18 protein-coding genes, 1 tRNA gene and 1 pseudogene are annotated in these 20,523 nt (G+C 62.4%); 1 reads left to right on the top strand and 19 read right to left on the bottom strand.

The genetic code is table 11. The features are described from left to right. Nucleotides 1-474 precede the first annotated feature (474 nt). Nucleotides 475-882, top strand: coding sequence for an AAA family ATPase (locus I2H38_RS03935; protein WP_324617337.1), 408 nt, complete (start codon nt 475-477; stop codon nt 880-882). An 80-nt stretch (nt 883-962) separates the two neighbouring features. Here the strand turns inward: I2H38_RS03935 and I2H38_RS03930 are convergent, their stop codons facing one another. The 19 genes and pseudogenes from I2H38_RS03930 to I2H38_RS03840 all read right to left on the bottom strand — a co-directional run bounded on the left by I2H38_RS03930 (nt 963) and on the right by I2H38_RS03840 (nt 19,537). After that, nucleotides 963-1,298: a DUF1467 family protein gene (locus I2H38_RS03930; protein WP_229426506.1), complete on the bottom strand. Its 336-nt coding sequence runs from the start codon at nt 1,296-1,298 to the stop codon at nt 963-965. A 10-nt stretch (nt 1,299-1,308) separates the two neighbouring features. Next, nucleotides 1,309-1,713, bottom strand: a complete 405-nt coding sequence (mce, locus tag I2H38_RS03925; protein ID WP_196270469.1) for a methylmalonyl-CoA epimerase — start codon at nt 1,711-1,713, stop codon at nt 1,309-1,311. A 21-nt stretch (nt 1,714-1,734) separates the two neighbouring features. Next, on the bottom strand, nt 1,735-3,408 hold the full coding sequence (locus I2H38_RS03920; protein ID WP_196270468.1) for a ribonuclease J: 1,674 nt from the start codon (nt 3,406-3,408) through the stop codon (nt 1,735-1,737). A gap of 33 nt (nt 3,409-3,441) precedes the next feature. Beyond that, a complete protein-coding gene (locus I2H38_RS03915; RefSeq protein WP_324617336.1) occupies nt 3,442-4,230 on the bottom strand; it encodes a biotin--[acetyl-CoA-carboxylase] ligase in 789 nt (262 codons plus the stop codon). Between the two features lies 1 nt (nt 4,231). Then, nucleotides 4,232-5,671: an NADH-quinone oxidoreductase subunit NuoN gene (gene nuoN / locus I2H38_RS03910; RefSeq protein ID WP_196270467.1), complete on the bottom strand. Its 1,440-nt coding sequence runs from the start codon at nt 5,669-5,671 to the stop codon at nt 4,232-4,234. Nucleotides 5,672-5,678: 7 nt separating this feature from the next. Beyond that, complete coding sequence (locus tag I2H38_RS03905; RefSeq protein ID WP_196270466.1) at nt 5,679-7,190, bottom strand: NADH-quinone oxidoreductase subunit M; 1,512 nt, start codon at nt 7,188-7,190, stop codon at nt 5,679-5,681. After that, a complete protein-coding gene (gene nuoL / locus I2H38_RS03900; protein ID WP_196270465.1) occupies nt 7,190-9,220 on the bottom strand; it encodes an NADH-quinone oxidoreductase subunit L in 2,031 nt (676 codons plus the stop codon). The genes I2H38_RS03905 and nuoL overlap by 1 nt, the downstream gene beginning before the upstream one ends. A 28-nt stretch (nt 9,221-9,248) precedes the next feature. After that, nucleotides 9,249-9,557 (bottom strand): NADH-quinone oxidoreductase subunit NuoK, encoded by a 309-nt coding sequence (gene nuoK / locus I2H38_RS03895; protein ID WP_196270464.1) that lies wholly within the window; start codon nt 9,555-9,557, stop codon nt 9,249-9,251. A 12-nt stretch (nt 9,558-9,569) separates the two neighbouring features. Next, the gene (locus I2H38_RS03890; RefSeq protein WP_196270463.1) at nt 9,570-10,184 is read right to left on the bottom strand and encodes an NADH-quinone oxidoreductase subunit J; all 615 of its coding nucleotides are present in this window, start codon (nt 10,182-10,184) and stop codon (nt 9,570-9,572) included. 138 nt (nt 10,185-10,322) lie between these two features. Further along, nucleotides 10,323-10,811 (bottom strand): NADH-quinone oxidoreductase subunit NuoI, encoded by a 489-nt coding sequence (nuoI, locus tag I2H38_RS03885; protein WP_196270462.1) that lies wholly within the window; start codon nt 10,809-10,811, stop codon nt 10,323-10,325. Between the two features lie 13 nt (nt 10,812-10,824). Next, nucleotides 10,825-11,850, bottom strand: a complete 1,026-nt coding sequence (gene nuoH, locus I2H38_RS03880) for an NADH-quinone oxidoreductase subunit NuoH (protein WP_196270461.1) — start codon at nt 11,848-11,850, stop codon at nt 10,825-10,827. Between the two features lie 11 nt (nt 11,851-11,861). Then, nucleotides 11,862-13,940, bottom strand: coding sequence for an NADH-quinone oxidoreductase subunit NuoG (gene nuoG, locus I2H38_RS03875; protein WP_196270460.1), 2,079 nt, complete (start codon nt 13,938-13,940; stop codon nt 11,862-11,864). Between the two features lie 10 nt (nt 13,941-13,950). Further along, nucleotides 13,951-15,252, bottom strand: coding sequence for an NADH-quinone oxidoreductase subunit NuoF (gene nuoF / locus I2H38_RS03870; protein WP_196270459.1), 1,302 nt, complete (start codon nt 15,250-15,252; stop codon nt 13,951-13,953). A gap of 34 nt (nt 15,253-15,286) precedes the next feature. Next, nucleotides 15,287-15,964: pseudogene (gene nuoE / locus I2H38_RS03865) on the bottom strand (NADH-quinone oxidoreductase subunit NuoE); the annotation flags it as partial. A 115-nt stretch (nt 15,965-16,079) separates the two neighbouring features. Then, nucleotides 16,080-17,270, bottom strand: coding sequence for an NADH-quinone oxidoreductase subunit D (locus I2H38_RS03860; RefSeq protein ID WP_196270458.1), 1,191 nt, complete (start codon nt 17,268-17,270; stop codon nt 16,080-16,082). A gap of 17 nt (nt 17,271-17,287) precedes the next feature. Continuing rightward, complete coding sequence (locus I2H38_RS03855; protein WP_196270457.1) at nt 17,288-17,890, bottom strand: NADH-quinone oxidoreductase subunit C; 603 nt, start codon at nt 17,888-17,890, stop codon at nt 17,288-17,290. A 15-nt stretch (nt 17,891-17,905) separates the two neighbouring features. Continuing rightward, on the bottom strand, nt 17,906-18,490 hold the full coding sequence (locus tag I2H38_RS03850; RefSeq protein WP_196270456.1) for a NuoB/complex I 20 kDa subunit family protein: 585 nt from the start codon (nt 18,488-18,490) through the stop codon (nt 17,906-17,908). Then, nucleotides 18,481-18,846, bottom strand: a complete 366-nt coding sequence (locus tag I2H38_RS03845; protein ID WP_196270455.1) for an NADH-quinone oxidoreductase subunit A — start codon at nt 18,844-18,846, stop codon at nt 18,481-18,483. Before I2H38_RS03845 ends, I2H38_RS03850 begins: the two co-directional genes overlap by 10 nt. Nucleotides 18,847-19,460: 614 nt before the next feature. Continuing rightward, nucleotides 19,461-19,537: transfer RNA gene (locus tag I2H38_RS03840), tRNA-Asp, on the bottom strand. Nucleotides 19,538-20,523: the final 986 nt, after the last annotated feature.

Here is a 20,523-nt window from a genome sequence, read left to right as displayed (position 1 = left end):
TGTCTTAGACGAAAGGTCAATACAGCATGTGCCAAAAAATGCATCAGATCATGCCCAAAAATGATGACACTGGCATGTAAGCTGGGTATAAACGAGCCACTAACGTCTTAGACTTTCCAAGGTCAGAGGCTACGGTCCGAGTTTCGGGAGGAACAAGACCCTCGTGCGCCATAACAGGCGACGGCGTAAGAAAGCCAAGGGTCAAAAAGCCAAAAGGCAGTTCAGGCAAGGCGAAAGCCTTGCTTTTTTCTTTTCCCCCTCCCCGACCGAATTTTCTCTCCAGTGATCGCCACTACAGGATGCGCTCCCGTTCGCGCGCCTGCTCCCCATTCCACGACTGACATACGGGGTTCTGTCCGATGGCAGACGTCTCTGACCGCCTGTTCGTCCTCACCGGCGGCCCCGGATCCGGCAAAAGCACTTTCGGGTTACGCCAATTCCGTCGAGGCGGGGCGCGCCATCATCAAGGACCAAATGGCCATTGGAGGCCGTGCACTGCCATGGCGGGACCCGGCCGCCTATGCGGAAATCATGCTGGCTTGGGAAATGCGCTCCCATCGCATGGCGCTGGATCAGGTTGGTCCGGTTTTCTTCGACAGGGGCGTGCCCGACATCATCGGCTACCTGCGGCTCATGCGCCTCCCTGTGCCGGAGCATCTAGAGAGGGCTGCCCGGACGTTCCGCTATAACCACCGCGTCTTCATCGCGCCGCCATGGGCGGAGATCTACGAGCAAGATGCTGAGCGCAAACAATCCTTCGAAGAGGCCGAACGGACCTACGACTCTATGGTCGAGACCTACTCCCGATACGGCTATGAACTCATCGCGGTCCCGCCGGCCTCGGTCACCGAGCGGGTGGAGTTTGTCATCGAACACGCCTGAACCGCCGCTCACGAATTGCCCGCGGTCTGATCCTCCCGCATGGCCGGCGTTGGGTTGACCGTGGCGGGATGACCGCGCCCTTAAAGCCCCGACAGCGGCAACACACCGGCGGTGAACACAAGCACGGCCGAAGACACGAAAGTCGTCCAGATCGCCTTTTCCCGCAGAGCCGGGGCCGCAGGCGCGCCCGGTTCGGTGCCATGTACGATCTCCCCGGCTTCCACTTGGCTGCGCACGCCGAAGGGCAGAACGGCGAAAAGGAGCGTCCACCAGATGATGAAATAAAGGGCAACGCCGCCGCTGACCTTAAGCCCGAAGGCACTGACGACAATCGTGACCGCCACAGCGGAGACGGCGAGGACCACAGCGGAGGTCATCCAGAATGAGCCTGCGACGGATTTGACGAGTTTAATCAATGCCTTGCCCTCAAGCCTGCTCGAGTTCGACGAGCGTGCCGTTGAAATCCTTGGGGTGCAGGAACAGCACCGGCTTCCCATGCGCCCCGATCTTCGGCTCGCCGGAGCCCAGCACGCGTGCGCCGGACTTCGTCAGCTGGTCACGCGCCGCGCCGATATCCTCCACCTCGTAGCAGATATGGTGGATACCGCCATCGGGGTTCTTTTCGAGAAACTTGGCGATGGGGGAATCCGCGCCCAGGGGCTCGAGAAGCTCGATCTTGGTGTTGGGCAGCGTAATGAAAACGACCGTGACCCCATGTTCCGCCAACGCCTCGGGCGCGGAGACGTCGGCGCCCAGCGTGTTCCGATAAAGCTGGGACGCGGCGCCGATATCGCGAACGGCGATGGCGACATGGTTGAGACGACCGATCATGAATGCTCCTGACAGGGAACCCTATACCTCGATCACGAGAACATGGCAGGCGGGCTTCTTGCCCCAGGCCTCGTTAACCGCTGCGCGAACCGCGCGGACGACGGCATTCTCCACCGCTTCCGGGTCCTTGCGCTTGGCCTTCGACATGCTGTCGAGGAGGTCGCCTACCACATCGGCGATGATGTCGCTGAGATCCTCGCCCTGCCTGTTCTTCTCGGGCAATCCCATCGTGTCGATGATCGGATCACCCGCGATCTCGCCCTTGCCGTCGATGGCGATGGCAACGCTGACGATGCCGGCAAAGGCGAGCTTGCGCCGTTCCGGCAAGGCCCGCTCACCGGCCGGGATCACGAGATTGCCGTCCTTATAGAGGCGCCCTGCGGGAATGGTGTCGATGATCTCGGCTGTGCCCGGCGCGAGACGAACCAACGTTCCGTTCTTGGCGCGCACCACCTCCGGCACGCCTTGGGCGCGCGCGAATTTCGCGTGCTCGGCCAGATGCAGCGCCTCGCCGTGGGCCGGAATGGCAATGCGCGGGCGGGTCCACTGATACATCTGGGCCAACTCGCCCCGGCGCGGGTGGCCGGAGACATGCACGAGATCAGTGCGGTCGGTGATGACCTCGATCCCCTGCTCGATGAGGTTGTTGATGATGCTGCCGATGGCCTTCTCGTTGCCGGGAATGCCGCGGGACGAGAAAATCACCCGGTCGCCCTTGGAGAGCGCGATGTCCGGGTGCTCGTCCTGCGCGACGCGCGCCAGCGCAGCGCGCGGCTCGCCCTGAGAGCCGGTGAGAAGCGCGACGACCTTGTCGCGGGGTAGATAGCCGAAAGTTTGCGAGGAGCGGAACTCCGGCAGACCTTCGAGATAGCCGCATTCGGAGGCCACATCGACCACCCGGTCCATGGCGCGGCCGACCACGACGACCTCGCGACCGCATTCGCGCGCGGCTTCCGCAACCGAGCGGATTCGGGCCACATTCGACGCGAAAGTGGTGATGGCGACGCGCTGCGGCGCATCCTTGATCAGCTCGGCCAGATGCTTTGCGACATCCGCTTCGCTCGGGCTCGTGCCCTCGCGCACGACATTCGTGGAATCGCAGATCAGCGCGAGCACCCCCTCGTCGCCCAGAGCGCGGAAGTTCTCCTCCGACGTCAGACTTCCGAGATACGGCGTATTGTCGATCTTCCAGTCGCCGGTATGGACCACGAGGCCGTGCGGCGTGCGGATCGCTAGCGCGTTCGATTCCGGAATCGAATGCGCGACCGGCACATACTCGACATCGAACGGGCCTACCTTCAGGTGCTGGCCGGGGACGACCTCGTTAAGGTCGAGCTTCGGCGCGCCGGGCTCGGACAAGCGACGCGTCTCCAACAGGCCGATGGCGAATTTCGTCGCGTAGATCGGCGCGTTCAGGCGCGGCCACATCTCGACGAGCGCGCCGATATGATCCTCGTGCGCATGGGTGATGAAGATGCCGAGCAGATTGTGCCGCTCTTCCTCGATGAAGCGCAGATCCGGATAGACCAGATCGATGCCGGGAAGATTCTCTTCGCCACCGAACCCCATGCCGCAATCGACGAGGATCCACTTGCGGTGCGTCTCTGGTCCGAATCCGTAAAGGGCGGCATTCATCCCGATCTCACCAAGCCCGCCAAGCGGGAGGAAGACCAGTTCGTCGTTAGGGGATGCCATTATCAAACCTTGTCAGCCAGCTCTCAAGCTGGGCTATATCGTACTAAAATTGGGAAAATAAAGATCGCCCGCGTCGATGACTTCGCCCCCTGCGGGGCCTTTCAACTGCAAGCGACCGAAGCGATCAAGTCCCTCGAAGATACCCTTTTTCTCGCCGGATGGAAGGCGAAGCGTCACTTCACTCCCAACCCCCGCCGCGCGCTCCAGCCATAGGCGTCGAATCGGGCCGAACGGATCGGTGGAATTCATCCGCATGGACGCCCGCCAAGCCGCGAAGGTCCGGCCGAAAGCGGTGGAAAGCGCGAGGAACACGTCCTCTCGCGTCAGACCCGGCCGAACCGCCTGCAGGGTGGTCGCCGGATAGGGCGTGCCTGTCGGCGCGAAAGCCACGTTGACACCAAAACCGATAATGATGGCAAGGCTGCCGCGTTCGGTTCGGTGCCCTTCGAGCAGAAGCCCGGAGATCTTCGCGCCGTCGAGCAGAAGATCATTCGGCCATTTCAGCGAAAGACGCGGCGCACCCAGGCCCGTGACGGCCTCGACCGCCTCATGCAAGGCAAGCCCCGCGACAAAGCCGAGCTGCGGAGCAATCGCCACCTCGCACGGCTCGATGAGAAGCAGGCTCGCATAGAGATTGCCGGGGGGCGAAGACCATTGCCGGCCATGCCGCCCCCTCCCCGCGCGCTGCTCGGCGGCGACGACCCAGAGTTGACCCGGATCGCCGGAGCGCGCGGCGGCGAGAGCGTCGTCGTTCGTCGAGCCCGTCACCGCGAGCGAGAGAAGCCGGTAGCCGGCGGACTCGGTCTCGGGCGACAGATGCACGTTAGAACAGGGACCGTGCGGCGGCGCCTGCTGCGGCCACGAGCGGAGCAGGCACAAGGCCGAACAGGATGACGAAGATGCTCGACAGACCGAGAACCAGCTTCACGCCGACCGGCATCACCTCATACCGCTCGCCCGCCTCATCGAAATACATGACCTTGATGATGCGCAGATAATAGTAAGCGCCGATCACGCTCGTCACGACGCCGATGACGGCGAGCGTCACGAGGTTCGCCTTGATGGCGGCATTGAAGACCGCGAACTTGGCGAAGAACCCAGCGAGCGGGGGGATACCGGCGAGCGAGAACATCATCATCGCCAGGCAGAACGCGATCCACGGATGCGTCCGGGCAAGACCGGACAGGTCCTCGATCTTCTCGAACATCACGTTGCCGCGACGCAAGGACAGGATGCAGGCGAAGGTGCCGAGCGTCATGGCGAGGTAGATCGCCATATAGACCACGACGCCCTGAACACCTTCCGGCGTACCGGCGGCGAGACCGATCAGCGCGTAGCCCACGTTGCCGATGGAGGAATACGCCATCAGACGCTTCAGGTTGCGCTGGCCGATGGCGGCAAACGAGCCCAGCGCCATCGAGGCGATGGAAATGAAGACGATGATCTGCTGCCACTGGCCGAGGATTCCGGGGAACGCGCCGATGAACAGGCGCGTCGCCATCGCCATGGCGGCCATCTTCGGCGCAGCGGCAAAGAACGCCGTGACCGGAGTGGGCGAACCTTCATACACGTCCGGCGTCCACATGTGGAACGGCACGGCCGAAATCTTGAAGGCGACGCCGGCGGCCACGAACACGAGGCCGAAGATCACACCGCTGCTCACATGGCCCTGCAGGACCGACGCGATGACCGGGAAGGACACGGTGCCGGTGAACCCATAAACCAGCGACGCGCCGTAGAGCAGCATGCCGGAGGACAGAGCGCCGAGCACGAAATACTTCAGGCCCGCTTCCGTCGAGCGCACGTTATCCCGGTCGAACGCCGCGATGACGTAGGACGACAGGCTGAGCAGTTCGAGGCCGAGATAGAGCGCAATGAGATCGTTCGCAGAAATCACCATCAGCATGCCGATGGTCGAGAGCACGATCAGGATCGGGTACTCGAAGCGGTTGATGCCCGCGCGACGCATGTAGTCCATGGAGAGAATGACGCCGCCTGCCGAAGCAATGAGCGTCAGTGACTTCATGAACTTGGCGAAGGCGTCGATCACGAAGGAGCCGTTCATGGTCTCGACGCGGCCCGAGGGAAGCATCAGGACCGCGATGAAGGCGACGGCCAGAAGCGCGAGAGCGATGACGTTCATGCTCCCTGCCGCACGCTCGCCGCGAAGCGCGCCGAACAGAACAAGGACGAGAACGCCGGCGGCCAGAATGATTTCCGGCAGCGCAGGACCAAAAGCGGGAATGGCGAGGGCGGGATTCATCGTGACCTCAGTATGCGGCGAGAGCCGCCGTTTTCACGGTTGCGAGCGCGGCCTCGTAGCTCTTCATGAGCATATCCGTCGGCGCGGCGAAGGCGTCGAGGATCGGGCCGGGCTGCACGCCGTAATAAATGACGAGCAGGACGAGCGGAGCGAGCGTGATGATCTCGCGGCGGTTCAGATCAGCGATGTCCTGCAACGCCGGCTTGTCGAGCACGCCGTACACGACGCGGCGATAGAGCCAGAGCGCATAAGCCGCCGAGAGGATCACGCCCGTGGTTGCGAAGAACGACACCCAGGTATTGGCCCGGAACGCGCCCAGCAGGGTCAGAAACTCGCCGACGAAGCCCGACGTGCCCGGCAGGCCGACATTGGCCATGGTGAAGATCATGAACGCCACGGCGTAGAGCGGCATCCGGTTCACGAGGCCGCCATAGGCCTTGATCTCGCGGGTGTGCATCCGGTCATAGACCACGCCGACGCAAAGGAAGAGCGCGCCGGAGACGAGGCCGTGCGAGACCATCTGGAACATGGCCCCCTGGATCCCCTGCGGGTTCATGCTGAAGAGGCCCATGGTCACGAAGCCCATGTGGGCGACGGACGAATAAGCGATGAGCTTCTTCATGTCCTCCTGCACCAACGCCACCAGCGAGGTGTAGACGATCGCCACCACGGAGAGCGCGAAGACCATCGGGGCGAAATACACCGAGGCCTCAGGGAACATGGGCAACGACACTCGGATGAAACCGTAGCCGCCCATCTTCAGGAGAATGCCCGCCAGGATGACCGAGCCCGCCGTCGGCGCTTCCACGTGCGCGTCGGGCAACCAGGTGTGGACCGGCCACATGGGCATCTTCACCGCGAAGGAGGCGAAGAAGGCGAGCCAGAGCCAGGTCTGCAGGTTCGAGGCGAACTTGAAGGTCAGCAGCGTCGGGATGTCGGTGGTGCCGGCTGCCCAATACATCGCCATGATGGCGAGCAGCATCAGCACGGAGCCGAGCAGCGTGTAGAGGAAGAACTTGAAGCTCGCATAAATGCGCCGCTTGCCGCCCCAGATGCCGATGATGAGGAACATCGGGATCAGGCCTGCTTCGAAGAACAGGTAGAACAGCACGAGGTCGAGCGCCTCGAAGACGCCGATCATGGTCGTTTCGAGCACGAGGAAGGCGACGAAATATTCCTTCACCCGATGCGTGATCGATTCCCACGACGCCAGGATGCAGAACGGCATCAGGAACGTGGTGAGAAGGATGAAGGGCATCGAGAAGCCATCGACGCCGAGCTTGAAGCGGATCGTCTCGGTCAACCAGGCGTGAGACTCGATCAACTGGAACGAGGCCGAGCCCGTGTCGAACCGGCTCCACGCCACGAGCGACAAGAGGAACGTCGCGATCGTGGTGGCGAGCGCCGCCCAACGTGCGTTGGAGCGCGCTGCCTCGCCGTCGCCGCGAAGCGTGAGGATGAAGGCCGCCCCGACGAGGGGCAGGACGAGAAGGCCGGAGAGGATGCCGAAGCCGAGCATTAATGCGCTCCCCTGAAGAGATAGAAGGTGACGAGAGCGGCAACGCCGATCAGCATGGCGAAGGCATAGTGGTAGAGGTATCCGGTCTGGACCCGCATCACGCCGCGCGTCACGTCGAGAACGCGCGCCGAGATTCCATCAGGCCCGAGCCCGTCGATGATCCGCTGGTCGCCACCGCGCCACAGGAGGCGGCCGAGCCACAGCGTGGGACGCACGAAGATCGCGTCGTAGAGCTCGTCGAAGTACCACTTGTTGAGCAGGAAGCGGTACAGGATCGGATGATCCGCCGCGAGCTGAGCGGGCTTCTTCGCATCGACGATGTACATGTAGACCGCGAGCAGGAACCCTAAGATCATCATGATCGTCGGCAGAAGCGGCACCCAACCCGGCAGATGATGCATCTCTTCCAGGATCTTGTTCTCCGGTCCGGTGAACAGTGCGCCCTTCCAGAAGTGATCATAGCCATGACCGATGAAGGCGCTTTGGAAGACAAAGCCGGCAATGACGGCCCCGATGGCCAGGACGAGCAACGGAATGAGCATCACGAGCGGGCTCTCATGGGGCTTCAGCTCCCCATGGCCGTGACCATGATCGTCATGGGCCGCGTGAGACACGTCGTGACCGCTTTCGTCGTGCTCCGCGCCCTCATGGCTGCCCTCGACATGGCCAGCCGCATGGTTCTCCCAACGGGCGCTGCCCTCGAAGGTCATGAAGAACAGACGCCAGGAATAGAACGAGGTCATGAACGCCGCGATGACCGTCGCCAGGAAGGCGAAGTTACCGGCGGAAGTCCGCGCCGCGAAAGCCGCCTCGATGATGGCGTCCTTGGAATAGTAGCCGGCGGTGAACGGGAAGCCGGTGAGCGCCAGCGTGCCGATCGCCATCATCGCCGTGGTGAACGGGATGTACTTGCGCAGCGCGCCCATGTTCCGCATGTCCTGCTCATGGTGCATCGCGTGGATGACCGAGCCGGCGCCCAAGAACAGCAGGGCCTTGAAGAAGGCGTGCGTGAACAGGTGGAACACGCCCGCGCTATAGGCGCCGACGCCGAGCGCCACGAACATGTAGCCGAGCTGCGAACAGGTCGAATAGGCGATGACGCGCTTGATGTCGTTCTGCACGAGACCGACGGTCGCCGCGAAGAAGGCCGTGATGCCGCCGATGATCGTGACGACGGTCAGGGCCGCGGGCGCATATTCGAAGACCGGCGACAGGCGCGCGACCATGAAGACGCCAGCCGTCACCATGGTGGCGGCATGGATGAGCGCCGAGACCGGGGTCGGGCCTTCCATCGCGTCCGGCAACCAGGTGTGGAGCAGGAACTGCGCCGACTTACCCATCGCGCCCATGAAGAGAAGCAGGCAGGCGATGGTCAGGGCGTGCCACTCGATTCCCAGGAAGTGGAAGTGAGCGTTCTGGAACTCGGCCGCGCGCGGGAAGATCTGGTCGAACGTCACGCCGTTGAACAGCACGAACAGGGTGAAGATGCCGAGCAGGAAGCCGAAATCGCCGACGCGGTTGACGATGAACGCCTTCATGGCGGCAGCGTTCGCCGATTCCTTCTGATACCAGAAGCCGATGAGCAGGTAGCTCGCGAGGCCCACGCCTTCCCAGCCGAAGAACATCTGAACGAGGTTATCCGCCGTCACCAGCATCAGCATGGCGAAGGTGAAGAGCGACAGATAGGCGAAGAAGCGCGAGCGATGCGGATCTTCGTGCATGTAGCCGATGGAGTACACGTGCACGAGGGCGGAGACGGTATTGACCACCACCAGCATCATGGCGGTCAGCGTGTCGATCTTGAACGCCCAATCGACGTTCAGATCACCGACCGACATCCATTGCGCCACCTGAATCCGGGTCGCGCCGGAACCGAAGCCGACCTGAATGAAGGCCACCCATGACAAGGCGGCAGCGACCAGGAGCAGCGCTGTCGTGATAAGCTCGCTCGGACGGGATCCGATAACGCGCCCGAACAGGCCTGCGATGAGGAAGCCGACGAGCGGCAGGAAGACGATTGCGTGGTACATTGATGTTACTTCGCCGATCCGAACGGGCTTAGCCCCTCATCATATTGACGTCTTCAACCGCGATGGAGCCGCGGTTGCGGAAGAAGACCACCAGAATGGCAAGGCCGATGGCCGCCTCCGCCGCCGCGACCGTGAGGATCAGCAGCGCGAAGACCTGGCCGACGATGTCGTTCATGTGGGTCGAAAAGGCGACCATGTTGATGTTGACCGCGAGCAGGATCAGCTCGACCGACATCAAGATGACGATCACGTTCTTCCGGTTGATGAAGATGCCGAACACACCGAGCGTGAACAGCACGGCGGCGACGGTGAGATAGTGGCTCAGGCCGATGACCATCACGTGCCTCCCTTAAATGCCCTGGCGGAAGGGAACCTTCCGCACCTCGACGGCGGTTTCCGGTGTCCGGGCGTTCTGCTTCGCAATGTCCTGGCGCTTCACGCCGACGCGCTCGCGCAGGGTCAGCACGATGGCGCCGATCATCGCCACGAGCAGGATCAGACCAGCCGCCTGGAAGAAGAAGAAATAACGGGTGTAGAGCACCTGCCCGAGAGCCTCGGTGTTGGTCATGACCGTCGGCGACGGGATCGGGACCATCGGAGAGCGCACGAGGCCCGGATCGATCACGTAAGCGCCGATGACCAGGATCAGCTCCAGCAGGAACACGACGCCGATCAGGCCGCCGATCGGCAGGTATTGCAGGAAGCCCTGGCGCAGCTCCGCGAAGTCCACGTCGAGCATCATCACGACGAAGAGGAAGAGCACCGCGACCGCGCCCACATAGACGATGATCAGGATCATCGCCAGGAACTCGGCTCCCATCATCAGGAACAGGCCCGCCGCGTTGACGAAGGCCAGGATGAGGAAGAGCACCGACTGCACGGGATTGCGCGACGCGATCACCATGAAGCCGGAGGCAATGGTGATGGTCGCGAAGAGATAAAAGAAGGCGGCAGTAACCGTCATGCTCAAGCTCAAGCCGCGAGAAGCGGCCCCTTCCGACGTGGCACCGGAGAATCCGGCGGCCTGTCTATAGTTTCCGAATCCGGCAGGAACAACCCGCCGGACATGTTTGCCCCCTGCCCCCACGGGGCAGGGAAATGATCACCGGTACGGTGCGTTCTTCGCGATGTTCCTCGCGATCTCCTGCTCCCATCGGTCGCCGTTCGCGAGCAGCTTCGCCTTGTCGTAGTAAAGCTCCTCGCGGGTCTCCACCGAGAATTCCAGGTTCGGGCCTTCCACGATCGCATCGACCGGGCAAGCTTCCTGGCAGAGGCCGCAATAGATGCACTTCACCATGTCGATGTCGTAACGGGTCGTGCGCCGCGTGCCGTCGTTGCGGCGCGGGCCGGCCTCGATGGTGATGGCCTGAGCCGGGCAGATCGCCTCGCAGAGCTTGCAGGCGATGCAGCGCTCTTCGCCGTTCGGGTAGCGCCTGAGCGCGTGCTCGCCCCGGAAGCGCGGGCCGCGATGGCTCAGCTCGAACGGATAGTTGATCGTCGCCTTCGGCTTGAAGAAGTACTTCATGGTCAGGATGAATCCCGACACGAATTCCTTCAAGAGGAGGGATTTTGCGGCTTGATCGAGGCTCATGAGTCGATCTCCGTTAGTGCATGCCCGGCGCGCGGCCGGTCGCCATCAGGACTGCCGCCACGATGATCACCATGGCGAGCGAGAGCGGCAGGAACACCTTCCAGCCAAGACGCATCAGCTGGTCATAGCGGTAGCGGGGCACCATGGCCTTCGCCATGGCCATGAGGAAGAACAGGAAGCTCGCCTTCACCACGAACCAGATCACGCCAGGCACCCAGGTGAAGGGCGCGAACGGGATCGGCGACAGCCAGCCCCCTAGGAACATGACCGTGCCGAGCGCGCACATGGTCATGATGGCCACGTATTCGCCGAGCATGAACAACAGGTACGGGGTCGAGGAATATTCAACCATGTAGCCGGCCACCAGTTCCGACTCCGCCTCGGGCAGATCGAAAGGCGGGCGGTTCGTCTCGGCCATGGCCGAAATGAAGAACACCACGAACATCGGGAACAGCGGCAGCCAGTACCAGCCGAGAATACCGAGGCTGGAATCCTGAGCCTCCACGATCTTCGACAAGTTCAGCGTACCGGCGCACATGAGCACCGTCACGATGACGAAGCCGATGGAGACTTCGTAGGACACCATCTGCGCAGCCGAACGGAGCGCGCCGAGGAAGGGGTATTTCGAGTTCGACGCCCAGCCGCCCATGATGATGCCGTAAACACCAAGCGACGAGATCGCGAAGATATAGAGAATGCCCACATTGATGTTGGCGATGGCCCAGCCCGCATTCAGCGGGATGACCGCCCAGGACGCGAGCGCGAGCGTGCAGGTCAAAAGCGGAGCCAGAAGGAACATGCCCTTGTTCGCAGGGGCCGGAATGACCGGCTCCTTGAACACGAACTTCAGGAGGTCCGCGAAGGATTGAAACAATCCCCAGGGGCCAACCACGTTCGGACCACGGCGCAGCTGCACCGCCGCCCAGACCTTGCGGTCGGCGAGCAGCGCATAGGCGATGAAGATGAGCAGCGCGACAAGCATGAGCAAGCTCTTGCCCAGCATGATCGCGACCGAGAGGAGAATATCTCCGAGTTCCATATCGCTTCCTCTTACTCGGCCGCTTCGAGCCGCAGGCCACGAGCGAGCGCAGAGCACTCAGCCATGACGCCGGACGCGCGAGCGATCGGGTTCGTGAGATAGAAGTCCATGACCGGGCTGGTGAAACCCTCACGGCCCGGTGTTCCGCCAAGACCGGCGAGCACCTGAACCGCGGAAGCCGCATCGGCCGCCGAGACGACATCGACAGCGCCCAGGTGCGGATGCTCAGCATAGAGCTTCTGGCGCAGTGCGCTGAGCGAGTCGAACGGCAGGCGATGACCGAGTCCATCCGACAGAGCGCGCAGGATCGCCCAATCTTCGCGGGCCTCGCCCGGCGGGAACGCCGCTCGGCCGCCCATCTGCACCCGGCCTTCGGTGTTGACGTAAGTGCCGGACTTTTCCGTGTAGGTCGCGCCCGGAAGGATCACGTCGGCGCGATGAGCGCCGCGATCACCATGGGTGCCCTGGTAGATCACGAAGGTGCCCGGAGCGACGTCGATCTCGTCAGCGCCGAGGTTGAACAGCACGTCAACGCCGCCTGCCGCCATCTGGCGGGCGGTCAACCCACCCTCACCCGGCACGAAGCCGAGATCGAGCGCGCCGACGCGCGAGGCAGCGGTGTGGAGGATCGAGAAACCGTTCCAACCGTCCTTGACCGCGCCCACCTCTTTAGCCACCTGCGCTGCAAGCGACAGAACCGCGAGACCGTCGGGACGTGAGAGAGCCCCCTGCCCCACGATGATGAGCGGGTGCTTTGCGCCCTTCAGCTTCTCGGCGAAGCTGTGGCGGCCTGCGAGGATCTCGGCCAGCGTCTCAGGGCCAGCGCCGAGATAATCGTAATCGTAAGTCAGATCCGCCTTCTCGCCGATCACGCCAATCGGCATCGGCGCGAAGCGCCAACGCTTGCGGATGCGCACATTGACGAGCGACCCTTCGATGCGCGGGTTCGACCCGACGATGAGGATCGCGTCCGCATCTTCGATGCCGGGGATGGTGGAGTTGAACAGGTACGACGCGCGGCCATAAGCCGGCGACAGCACCGTTCCGTCCTGGCGAGCGTCGATGTTCTTGACGCCGAGGCTCTGCATGAGAGCCTTCAGGGCATACATCTCTTCGACCGCCGCGAGATCACCCGCAATCGCGCCGATGCGCTTCGGATCAGCGCCCTTCACGCGGTTGGCGATGACGCCGAACGCTTCCTGCCACGAGGCCGGACGCAGGCGGCCGTTCTCGCGCACGAAGGGACGGTCGAGACGCTGCAGGCGCAGACCGTCGACAATGTGGCGCGCCTTGTCGGTGATCCATTCCTCGTTCACCGCCTCGTTCACGCGCGGCAGAATGCGCATGACCTCGCGGCCACGGGAATCGACGCGGATCGCGGAGCCGACAGCGTCCGTCACGTCCACGGAATCGGTCTTGGACAATTCCCAGGGACGGTAGTGGAAAGCTTCCGGCTTATGGGTCAGCGCACCGACGGGGCAGAGATCAGCCACGTTCGATTGCAGCTCGGAGCCCAGAGCCTTCTCGAGATAGCTGGTGATCTCCATGTCCTCGCCGCGCCAGATCGCGCCGAGATCCGACACGCCCGCCACCTCGGTGGTGAAGCGGATGCAGCGGGTGCAGTGAATGCACCGGTTCATGGAGGTCTTCACGAGCGGGCCGAGATCCTTGTCCGGCACCGCGCGCTTGTTTTCGTGATAGCGGCTGGTGTCGACGCCGTAGGCCATTGCCTGGTCCTGCAGGTCGCACTGGCCGCCCTGGTCGCAGATCGGGCAATCAAGCGGATGGTTGATGAGGAGGAACTCCATCACCCCTTCGCGCGCCTTCTTCACCGTCGCCGACTTGGTCGACACTTCCGGTGGCTCGCCGTTCGGGCCCGGGCGGCAATCGCGAACACCCCAGGCGCAGGACGCGACCGGCTTCGGCGCGCCCTTCACCTCGACGAGGCACATGCGGCAATTGCCGGCGATGGAAAGACGCTCATGGAAGCAGAAACGCGGAATTTCCGCGCCCGCCGCTTCAGCCGCCTGGAGCAGCGTGTATTCCGGCGGAACGTCTACCTCAACGCCATCTACGATGATCTTGGCCATCTTTAATCTCTCACTCCGCCGCCATCATCACGGATTCAGAATGCGGGTTCGCCGCGTAGTCATCGATGCGCTTCTCGATCTCGTGCCGGAAGTGGCGGATGAGACCTTGAACCGGCCACGCCGCCGCGTCGCCGAGCGCGCAGATGGTGTGGCCTTCGATCTGGGTCGAAACCTCAAGCAGCATGTCAATTTCGCGCTTCTGGGCGCGGCCTTCCGCCATGCGGTTCAACACGCGCCACATCCAGCCCGTGCCCTCGCGACACGGCGTGCACTGGCCGCAGCTCTCGTGCTTGTAGAAATACGAGATGCGGGCGATGGCGCGCACGATATCGGTCGACTTGTCCATGACGATCACCGCCGCCGTGCCGAGGCCGGAGCGAAGATTGCGCAGGGTGTCGAAATCCATGTACGCGTCGATGATCTGGTCGGCGGGAACGCACGGCACCGAGGAGCCGCCGGGGATCACTGCGAGCAGGTTGTCCCAGCCGCCGCGAATGCCGCCGCAATGGGTGTCGATCAGCTCGCGGAAGGTGATGCCCATGGCCTCTTCCACGTTGCAGGGCTTGTTCACATGCCCCGACACGCAGAACAGCTTGGTGCCGACATTGTTCGGACGGCCGATGCTGGAGAACCACGACGCACCACGGCGCAGGATCTCGCCCGCCACCGCGATCGACTCGACGTTGTTCACCGTCGTCGGGCAGCCATAGAGACCCATATTCGCCGGGAACGGGGGCTTCAGGCGCGGCATGCCCTTCTTGCCCTCGAGGCTCTCAAGCAGAGCCGTCTCCTCGCCGCAGATGTAAGCGCCCGCGCCGTGATGGAGATAGAGGTCGAAGGGATAGCCGTGGATGTTGTCCTTGCCGATGAGCTTCGCCTCATAGGCCTCGTCGATGGCCTTCTGCAGCGCATGCTTCTCGGTGATGTACTCGCCGCGGATGTAGATATAGGCGGCGTTCGCGTTCATGGCGAAGGACGCGATCAGGCAGCCCTCGATGAGAAGATGCGGATCGTGCCGCATGATCTCGCGATCCTTACAGGTGCCGGGCTCCGACTCGTCCGCGTTGACCACGAGATAGCTCGGGCGGCCATCCGACTGCTTGGGCATGAAGGACCACTTCATGCCGGTCGGGAAGCCCGCGCCGCCGCGGCCGCGCAAGCCGGACTTCTTCATCTCGTCGATGATCCAGTCGCGGCCCTTTTCGAGCAGGAACTTCGTGCCGTCCCACGCGCCGCGCATCTTCGCGGCCTTCAGGTCCGGCGAGTGCAAGCCGTAGAGGTTGGTGAAAATGCGGTCCTTGTCCTGAAGCATCTGTCGTTCCTCCTCAGGACTTCTTGTCTTGGCCAGCGGGCTCGGCGGTTTTCACCGCCTCTTCCTCGAAGCGCTTGCGCCAGGTGCCGATCATCGAGCCGTCATAGAGCGACGGGTCGGTCAGCGTCTTGATCGCATCTTGCGGCTCGGAGGCGCGACGTCCGTTCTGCGGGCCCTTCTTCACGGGCCGTCCGGCGGCGAGATCGTCGAGAAGCTTCTCGAAATTCTCCGTCGTCAGGTCTTCGTAGTAATCGTCGTTGATCTGCACCATCGGCGCGTTGCAGCACGCGCCCAGGCACTCGACTTCGAGCCAGGAGAAGTTACCGTCGGCGGAAACGTGGTTCTGCTCGCCAATGCGACGCTCCAGAACCTTCTTGATGTCGCCCGCGCCGCGCAGCTGGCATGGCGTCGTGCCGCAGAACTGGATGAAATATTTTCCAACCGGCTCGAGGTTGAACATCGTGTAGAAGGTCGCCACTTCCATCACGCGGATGTCGGGCATGTCGAGCTTGGCCGCGACGGCCTCGATAGCCTTCTGCGGAAGCCAGCCACCGGCCTGCTCCTGCGCCCGCCACAACAACGGGATCACCGCCGAAGCCTGACGGCCCGGCGGGTATTTGGCGATCTGCTGATCCGCAAAAACTTCGTTCTCGGGCGAGAACGCGAAGCTCTTGGGCTGGATCTCTTCAGGCGCGAGCTTACGAACGGCCATTCACTCTTCTCCTCATCGTCATGGCCGGGTTTGGCCCGGCCATCCACGACTTGAACCTTTCATCACGCTCCAGGAGCGCGGTTGCCGGACCCACAACCGGGTCCAGCCAGAACTTTTAACGATCGACCTCGCCGAACACGATGTCGATGGAGCCCAGAATGCCAGCGACGTCGGCCAGCATGTGGCCGCGGCACAGGAAATCCATGGCCTGAAGATGCGCGAAACCGGGGGCGCGGATCTTGCAGCGATAGGGCTTGTTGCCACCATCCGCCACGAGATAGACGCCGAACTCGCCCTTCGGTGCCTCAACGGCGGCGTAGACTTCGCCCGCCGGCACGTGGAAGCCCTCGGTATAGAGCTTGAAGTGATGGATCAGCGCTTCCATCGAACGCTTCATATCCTTGCGCGACGGAGGAACGACCTTGCCGTCGAGCGTGTTCACCGGCCCCTTGCCCGCAGGCTCGCGAAGCTTGGTCACGCATTGGCGCATGATGCGCACGCTCTGGCGCATCTCTTCCATGCGGATGACCTGACGGTCATAGTTATCGCAGTTCTTGCCGACGGGGATGTCGAATTCCATCTCCTCGTAGCACTCGTAGGGCTGCGCCTTGCGCAGGTCCCACGCAGCGCCTGAGCCGCGCACCATGACGCCCGAGAAGCCCCATTTCCAGCAATCCTCCAGCGACACCACGCCGATATCGACGTTGCGCTGCTTGAAGATCCGGTTGCCGATCACGAGCGTATCGAGATCGTCCAGAACCTTCAGGAACGGATCGCAGAAAGCCTCGATATCGTCGATCAGCTCAGGCGGCAGGTCCATGTTGACGCCGCCGGGCCGGATGTAATTGGCATGCATGCGCGCGCCGGAGGCCCGCTCATAGAACACCATCAGCTTCTCGCGCTCCTCGAAGCCCCACAGCGGGGGCGTGAGCGCGCCGACGTCCATGGCCTGCGTGGTCACGTTGAGAAGATGCGACAGCAAGCGGCCGATTTCGGAGTACAGCACGCGGATCAGCTGCGCGCGGCGCGGCACCTCGATGCCGAGAAGCTTCTCCACCGCCAGGCAGAAAGCATGCTCCTGATTCATCGGCGCGACGTAATCGAGCCGGTCGAAATAAGGAGTCGCCTGGGTATAGGTCTTGTACTCGATCAGCTTCTCGGTGCCGCGATGCAGCAGGCCGATATGCGGATCGACACGCTCGACGATTTCGCCGTCCAGCTCCAGCACGAGGCGCAGCACGCCGTGCGCCGCCGGATGCTGCGGGCCGAAATTGATCGAGAAGTTGCGGATATTATGCTCGCCCATGGGCCGCCCTCTCCGCCTTATGCCTTGGCCTTCTCATCGCCGGGCAGCACGTATTCCGTGCCCTCCCAAGGCGAGAGAAAGTCGAAATTGCGGAATTCCTGATTGAGCTTCACCGGCTCATAGACCACGCGCCCCTGTGCATCGTCGTAGCGAACCTCGACGAAGCCGGTGAGCGGGAAGTCCTTGCGCAAGGGGAAGCCTTCGAAGCCGTAATCGGTCAGAATACGGCGAAGGTCCGGGTGGCCGGAGAACAAGATGCCGTAGAGGTCATAAGCCTCACGCTCGAACCAGTTCGCCGCCGGGAAGAGGCCGATCAGCGACGGCACCGGAGTCACCTCGTCCGTCTCCACCTTCACGCGGATGCGGCGGTTATGGTGGGGGGCGAGGAAGTGATAGACCACGTCGAAACGCTTCTCGCGCGACGGATAATCCACGCCGCAGATGTCGATGAAGCAGATGAACCGGCACTGGGAATCGTCCCGCAGGAACGTCACCGTGCGCAGGATGTCCTCACCGCGAACGGTGATGGTCAGCTCGCCATACGCGATATCCCGCGCCGCCACCGCCGCGCCAAGAGACGCGGCGATATGGTCGCTCAAAGCTTGGAGCTCAGCACTCATGAGAATGATCCTTGCTCAGCGCTCGATCGTGCCGGTACGGCGGATTTTCTTCTGCAGCAGCAGCACGCCGTATAGCAGCGCTTCTGCGGTCGGAGGACAGCCAGGCACATAAATGTCGACGGGCACGATGCGGTCGCAACCGCGCACCACCGAATAGGAATAATGGTAGTAACCGCCGCCATTGGCGCAGGAGCCCATGGAGATCACGTAACGCGGCTCCGGCATCTGGTCGTAGACCTTGCGGAGCGCGGGAGCCATCTTGTTGGTCAAGGTGCCGGCCACGATCATCACGTCGGACTGACGCGGGCTTGCCCGCGGCGCGAAACCGAAGCGCTCCACGTCGTAGCGAGGCATCGACATCTGCATCATCTCGACCGCGCAGCAGGCGAGGCCGAAAGTCATCCACATCAGCGAGCCGGTACGGGCCCAGTTGATGAGATCCTCGGTCGAGGTGATGAGAAAGCCCTTATCGGCCAGCTCATCCTTGATCGAGAGAAAATACGGGTCGCTCGCACCGATCGGCTGCCCGGTGGCAGGATCGAGAGCGCCGACGGGGCTCGGGGCGACGAGGGTCGCGCGGGTGTCTGTGATCAATCCCATTCCAGGGCCCCCTTCTTCCACTCGTAAACGAACCCGACCGTCAGAACCCCAAGGAAGATCATCATGGAGGTGAAGCCGAACCAGCCCAGCTTCCCGAAGGTGATGGCCCAGGGGAACAGGAACGCCACTTCGAGGTCGAAGATGATGAAGAGGATGGCAACCAGGTAGAAGCGCACATCGAACTTCATGCGGGCGTCATCGAAGGCATTGAACCCGCACTCGTAGGCCGACAGCTTTTCGGTATCCGGACGGCTATAGGCGACGATGAACGGCGCCACGAGCAGCGCCAGCCCGATCACGAGCGATACGCCGATAAAGATGACGAGAGGCAGGTAGTCGGCGAGGAGATTCGTCATGCGACACCTAAAGGAACGGAGCACGGCTAAAACGCCGGCAACAACCCACGCATTTAAGCCGCAGACGACCCGCTGAAAGGCCCTGCGGCAATCCAAGAATTGTGCGGGAGGCTTAGCGGAGTTCCCCTGCCCTGACAAGTGTTTGCGGGGTCGCAAAAGAACCTTTCCAAACTAGGATATTGCTCACCCGGCAAAGTTGTCCCTTGACGGTTTGGAGCCTGCTTCGAACCGATTTTCGCCTAACCCGGCCCCGGGTTCGCTTCCTGACCGCCCAGAACACGGCGACATTCCGATTTCAGGGACCTTGAGCGGTGAATTCCGTAAGAATCGGCCAAGCCCGCCGCAAGCGATCAAGCGATCTGCGGCGAGCTCAGTATCCCCAAGCGGAGCACAAGCGGCCCTGCATTCGAATTGTCGAAGAATCGGACAGGTCAGCGATTCCGTCTCATGTCGTCGCGAGAATATTGGAACCTGGGCGGCGCGGAGGCGATCCGGCAGACGGGGGGCCATGCGGAGGCATCACGGGGCGTCAAGCGCCATCGGGCCAGTCGCAGAACAGCAGTCGATGCCCGAAGGCATCGTCACTGTTTCGTCAAACATTTAACGGAGGTAAGTGGCGCGGGCGACGGGGCTCGAACCCGCGACCTCCGGCGTGACAGGCCGGCACTCTAACCAACTGAGCTACGCCCGCGCATTGTTCCGCCGAGGCGGTTTTGGGCAACCGCCGAAGCGGTGTGGGGGCGGTTTAAGGGGGCCTTAGACCCCTGTCAAGCGCTCCGTGCGCTCCTTCTAAAAATAGCTGATCGAAACATCGATTTCGCCAACCACGTCCGGCCGGAATCCAGGCCTTTCGAACAACGTCGAGCCGGCGCAGCTTAAGCTTTACCGTGGCGCGAAGCCCAAACGAGTAACAAACGAATTAAATCAGCCTATCGAAGATACCGCCTTCCGTCGAAGCGTCACTCGAATCGAGGCTGCTTTCGCATCGACACGAAGAATCAAAATCGACTCATGACCGGCTGGTCGCTGTGTTTATTGAGCGGCTGTCTGATTCACGGATGACACTGCTCAGGCGGCGCGATTGCGATACGGCCTCGAGCGACAGAGCGCGAACGGCGCGACGACAAAAAAAAGGGCCGCCTGTTGCAGCGGCCCTAATTCAGGGAAAACCTTGGAGGAGATACGCCGCCAGTCACTGCGACGTCTGGGAAATAGTTATGTGTCGCCGTCGACGAGTGCCATCCCCGCATTTCGAATGCTGGCCTGCGCCCCGTGCATGGATTCGTCGTGTCACCCCAAAACGGTCGCGGTTTTCGACAAGGCCTTAATCTCGCCCCTGAACTTGAACACGCGAAACATCGGAGGGGCCACGAGGCAGACGAACGAACCAATTACCAAACAGACGAGCAATGTAACCACGAAAGCCTCCCATCATCGATAGCGACCAGCGTGCTCCGGAGCGCTCAACGAAGGCTTAACGACGCGCACCCGATCCGCCCTTTCCCCGCTTTCCACCGCGCTGACGCTCGCTCGTTCCTCGCAAGCGCTGCGCCATCGGTGAGAGCCGGCGGAACCACAATTATTCGCTTGGCTTTCGCGTGCCTTGTCTCTGACGATACGAAGCCCCACGCATATCGGCATACGACCAAATCGAAGCGCGTTAGATGGCAAGCGCTC

This window comes from Microvirga alba, from assembly GCF_015694465.1.
GTDB lineage: Bacteria > Pseudomonadota > Alphaproteobacteria > Rhizobiales > Beijerinckiaceae > Microvirga > Microvirga alba.
Note: the sequence above shows the minus strand (reverse complement) of the source record. Positions and strands in the feature narration are given on the sequence as shown.

What these genes read in the sequence shown, in the direction of transcription:
- I2H38_RS03855 (WP_196270457.1), bottom strand. Translation starts at nt 17,890, where the DNA reads ATGAGTGCTGAGCTCCAAGCTTTGAGCGACCATATCGCCGCGTCTCTT.
- nuoL (WP_196270465.1), bottom strand. Translation starts at nt 9,220, where the DNA reads ATGTACCACGCAATCGTCTTCCTGCCGCTCGTCGGCTTCCTCATCGCA.
- I2H38_RS03845 (WP_196270455.1), bottom strand. Translation starts at nt 18,846, where the DNA reads ATGACGAATCTCCTCGCCGACTACCTGCCTCTCGTCATCTTTATCGGC.
- I2H38_RS03850 (WP_196270456.1), bottom strand. Translation starts at nt 18,490, where the DNA reads ATGGGATTGATCACAGACACCCGCGCGACCCTCGTCGCCCCGAGCCCC.
- I2H38_RS03920 (WP_196270468.1), bottom strand. Translation starts at nt 3,408, where the DNA reads ATGGCATCCCCTAACGACGAACTGGTCTTCCTCCCGCTTGGCGGGCTT.
- I2H38_RS03860 (WP_196270458.1), bottom strand. Translation starts at nt 17,270, where the DNA reads ATGGGCGAGCATAATATCCGCAACTTCTCGATCAATTTCGGCCCGCAG.
- nuoG (WP_196270460.1), bottom strand. Translation starts at nt 13,940, where the DNA reads ATGGCCAAGATCATCGTAGATGGCGTTGAGGTAGACGTTCCGCCGGAA.
- nuoF (WP_196270459.1), bottom strand. Translation starts at nt 15,252, where the DNA reads ATGCTTCAGGACAAGGACCGCATTTTCACCAACCTCTACGGCTTGCAC.
- mce (WP_196270469.1), bottom strand. Translation starts at nt 1,713, where the DNA reads ATGATCGGTCGTCTCAACCATGTCGCCATCGCCGTTCGCGATATCGGC.
- I2H38_RS03935 (WP_324617337.1), top strand. Translation starts at nt 475, where the DNA reads ATGGCCATTGGAGGCCGTGCACTGCCATGGCGGGACCCGGCCGCCTAT.
- nuoH (WP_196270461.1), bottom strand. Translation starts at nt 11,850, where the DNA reads ATGGAACTCGGAGATATTCTCCTCTCGGTCGCGATCATGCTGGGCAAG.
- nuoN (WP_196270467.1), bottom strand. Translation starts at nt 5,671, where the DNA reads ATGAATCCCGCCCTCGCCATTCCCGCTTTTGGTCCTGCGCTGCCGGAA.
- nuoI (WP_196270462.1), bottom strand. Translation starts at nt 10,811, where the DNA reads ATGAGCCTCGATCAAGCCGCAAAATCCCTCCTCTTGAAGGAATTCGTG.
- I2H38_RS03890 (WP_196270463.1), bottom strand. Translation starts at nt 10,184, where the DNA reads ATGACGGTTACTGCCGCCTTCTTTTATCTCTTCGCGACCATCACCATT.
- I2H38_RS03905 (WP_196270466.1), bottom strand. Translation starts at nt 7,190, where the DNA reads ATGCTCGGCTTCGGCATCCTCTCCGGCCTTCTCGTCCTGCCCCTCGTC.
- nuoK (WP_196270464.1), bottom strand. Translation starts at nt 9,557, where the DNA reads ATGGTCATCGGCCTGAGCCACTATCTCACCGTCGCCGCCGTGCTGTTC.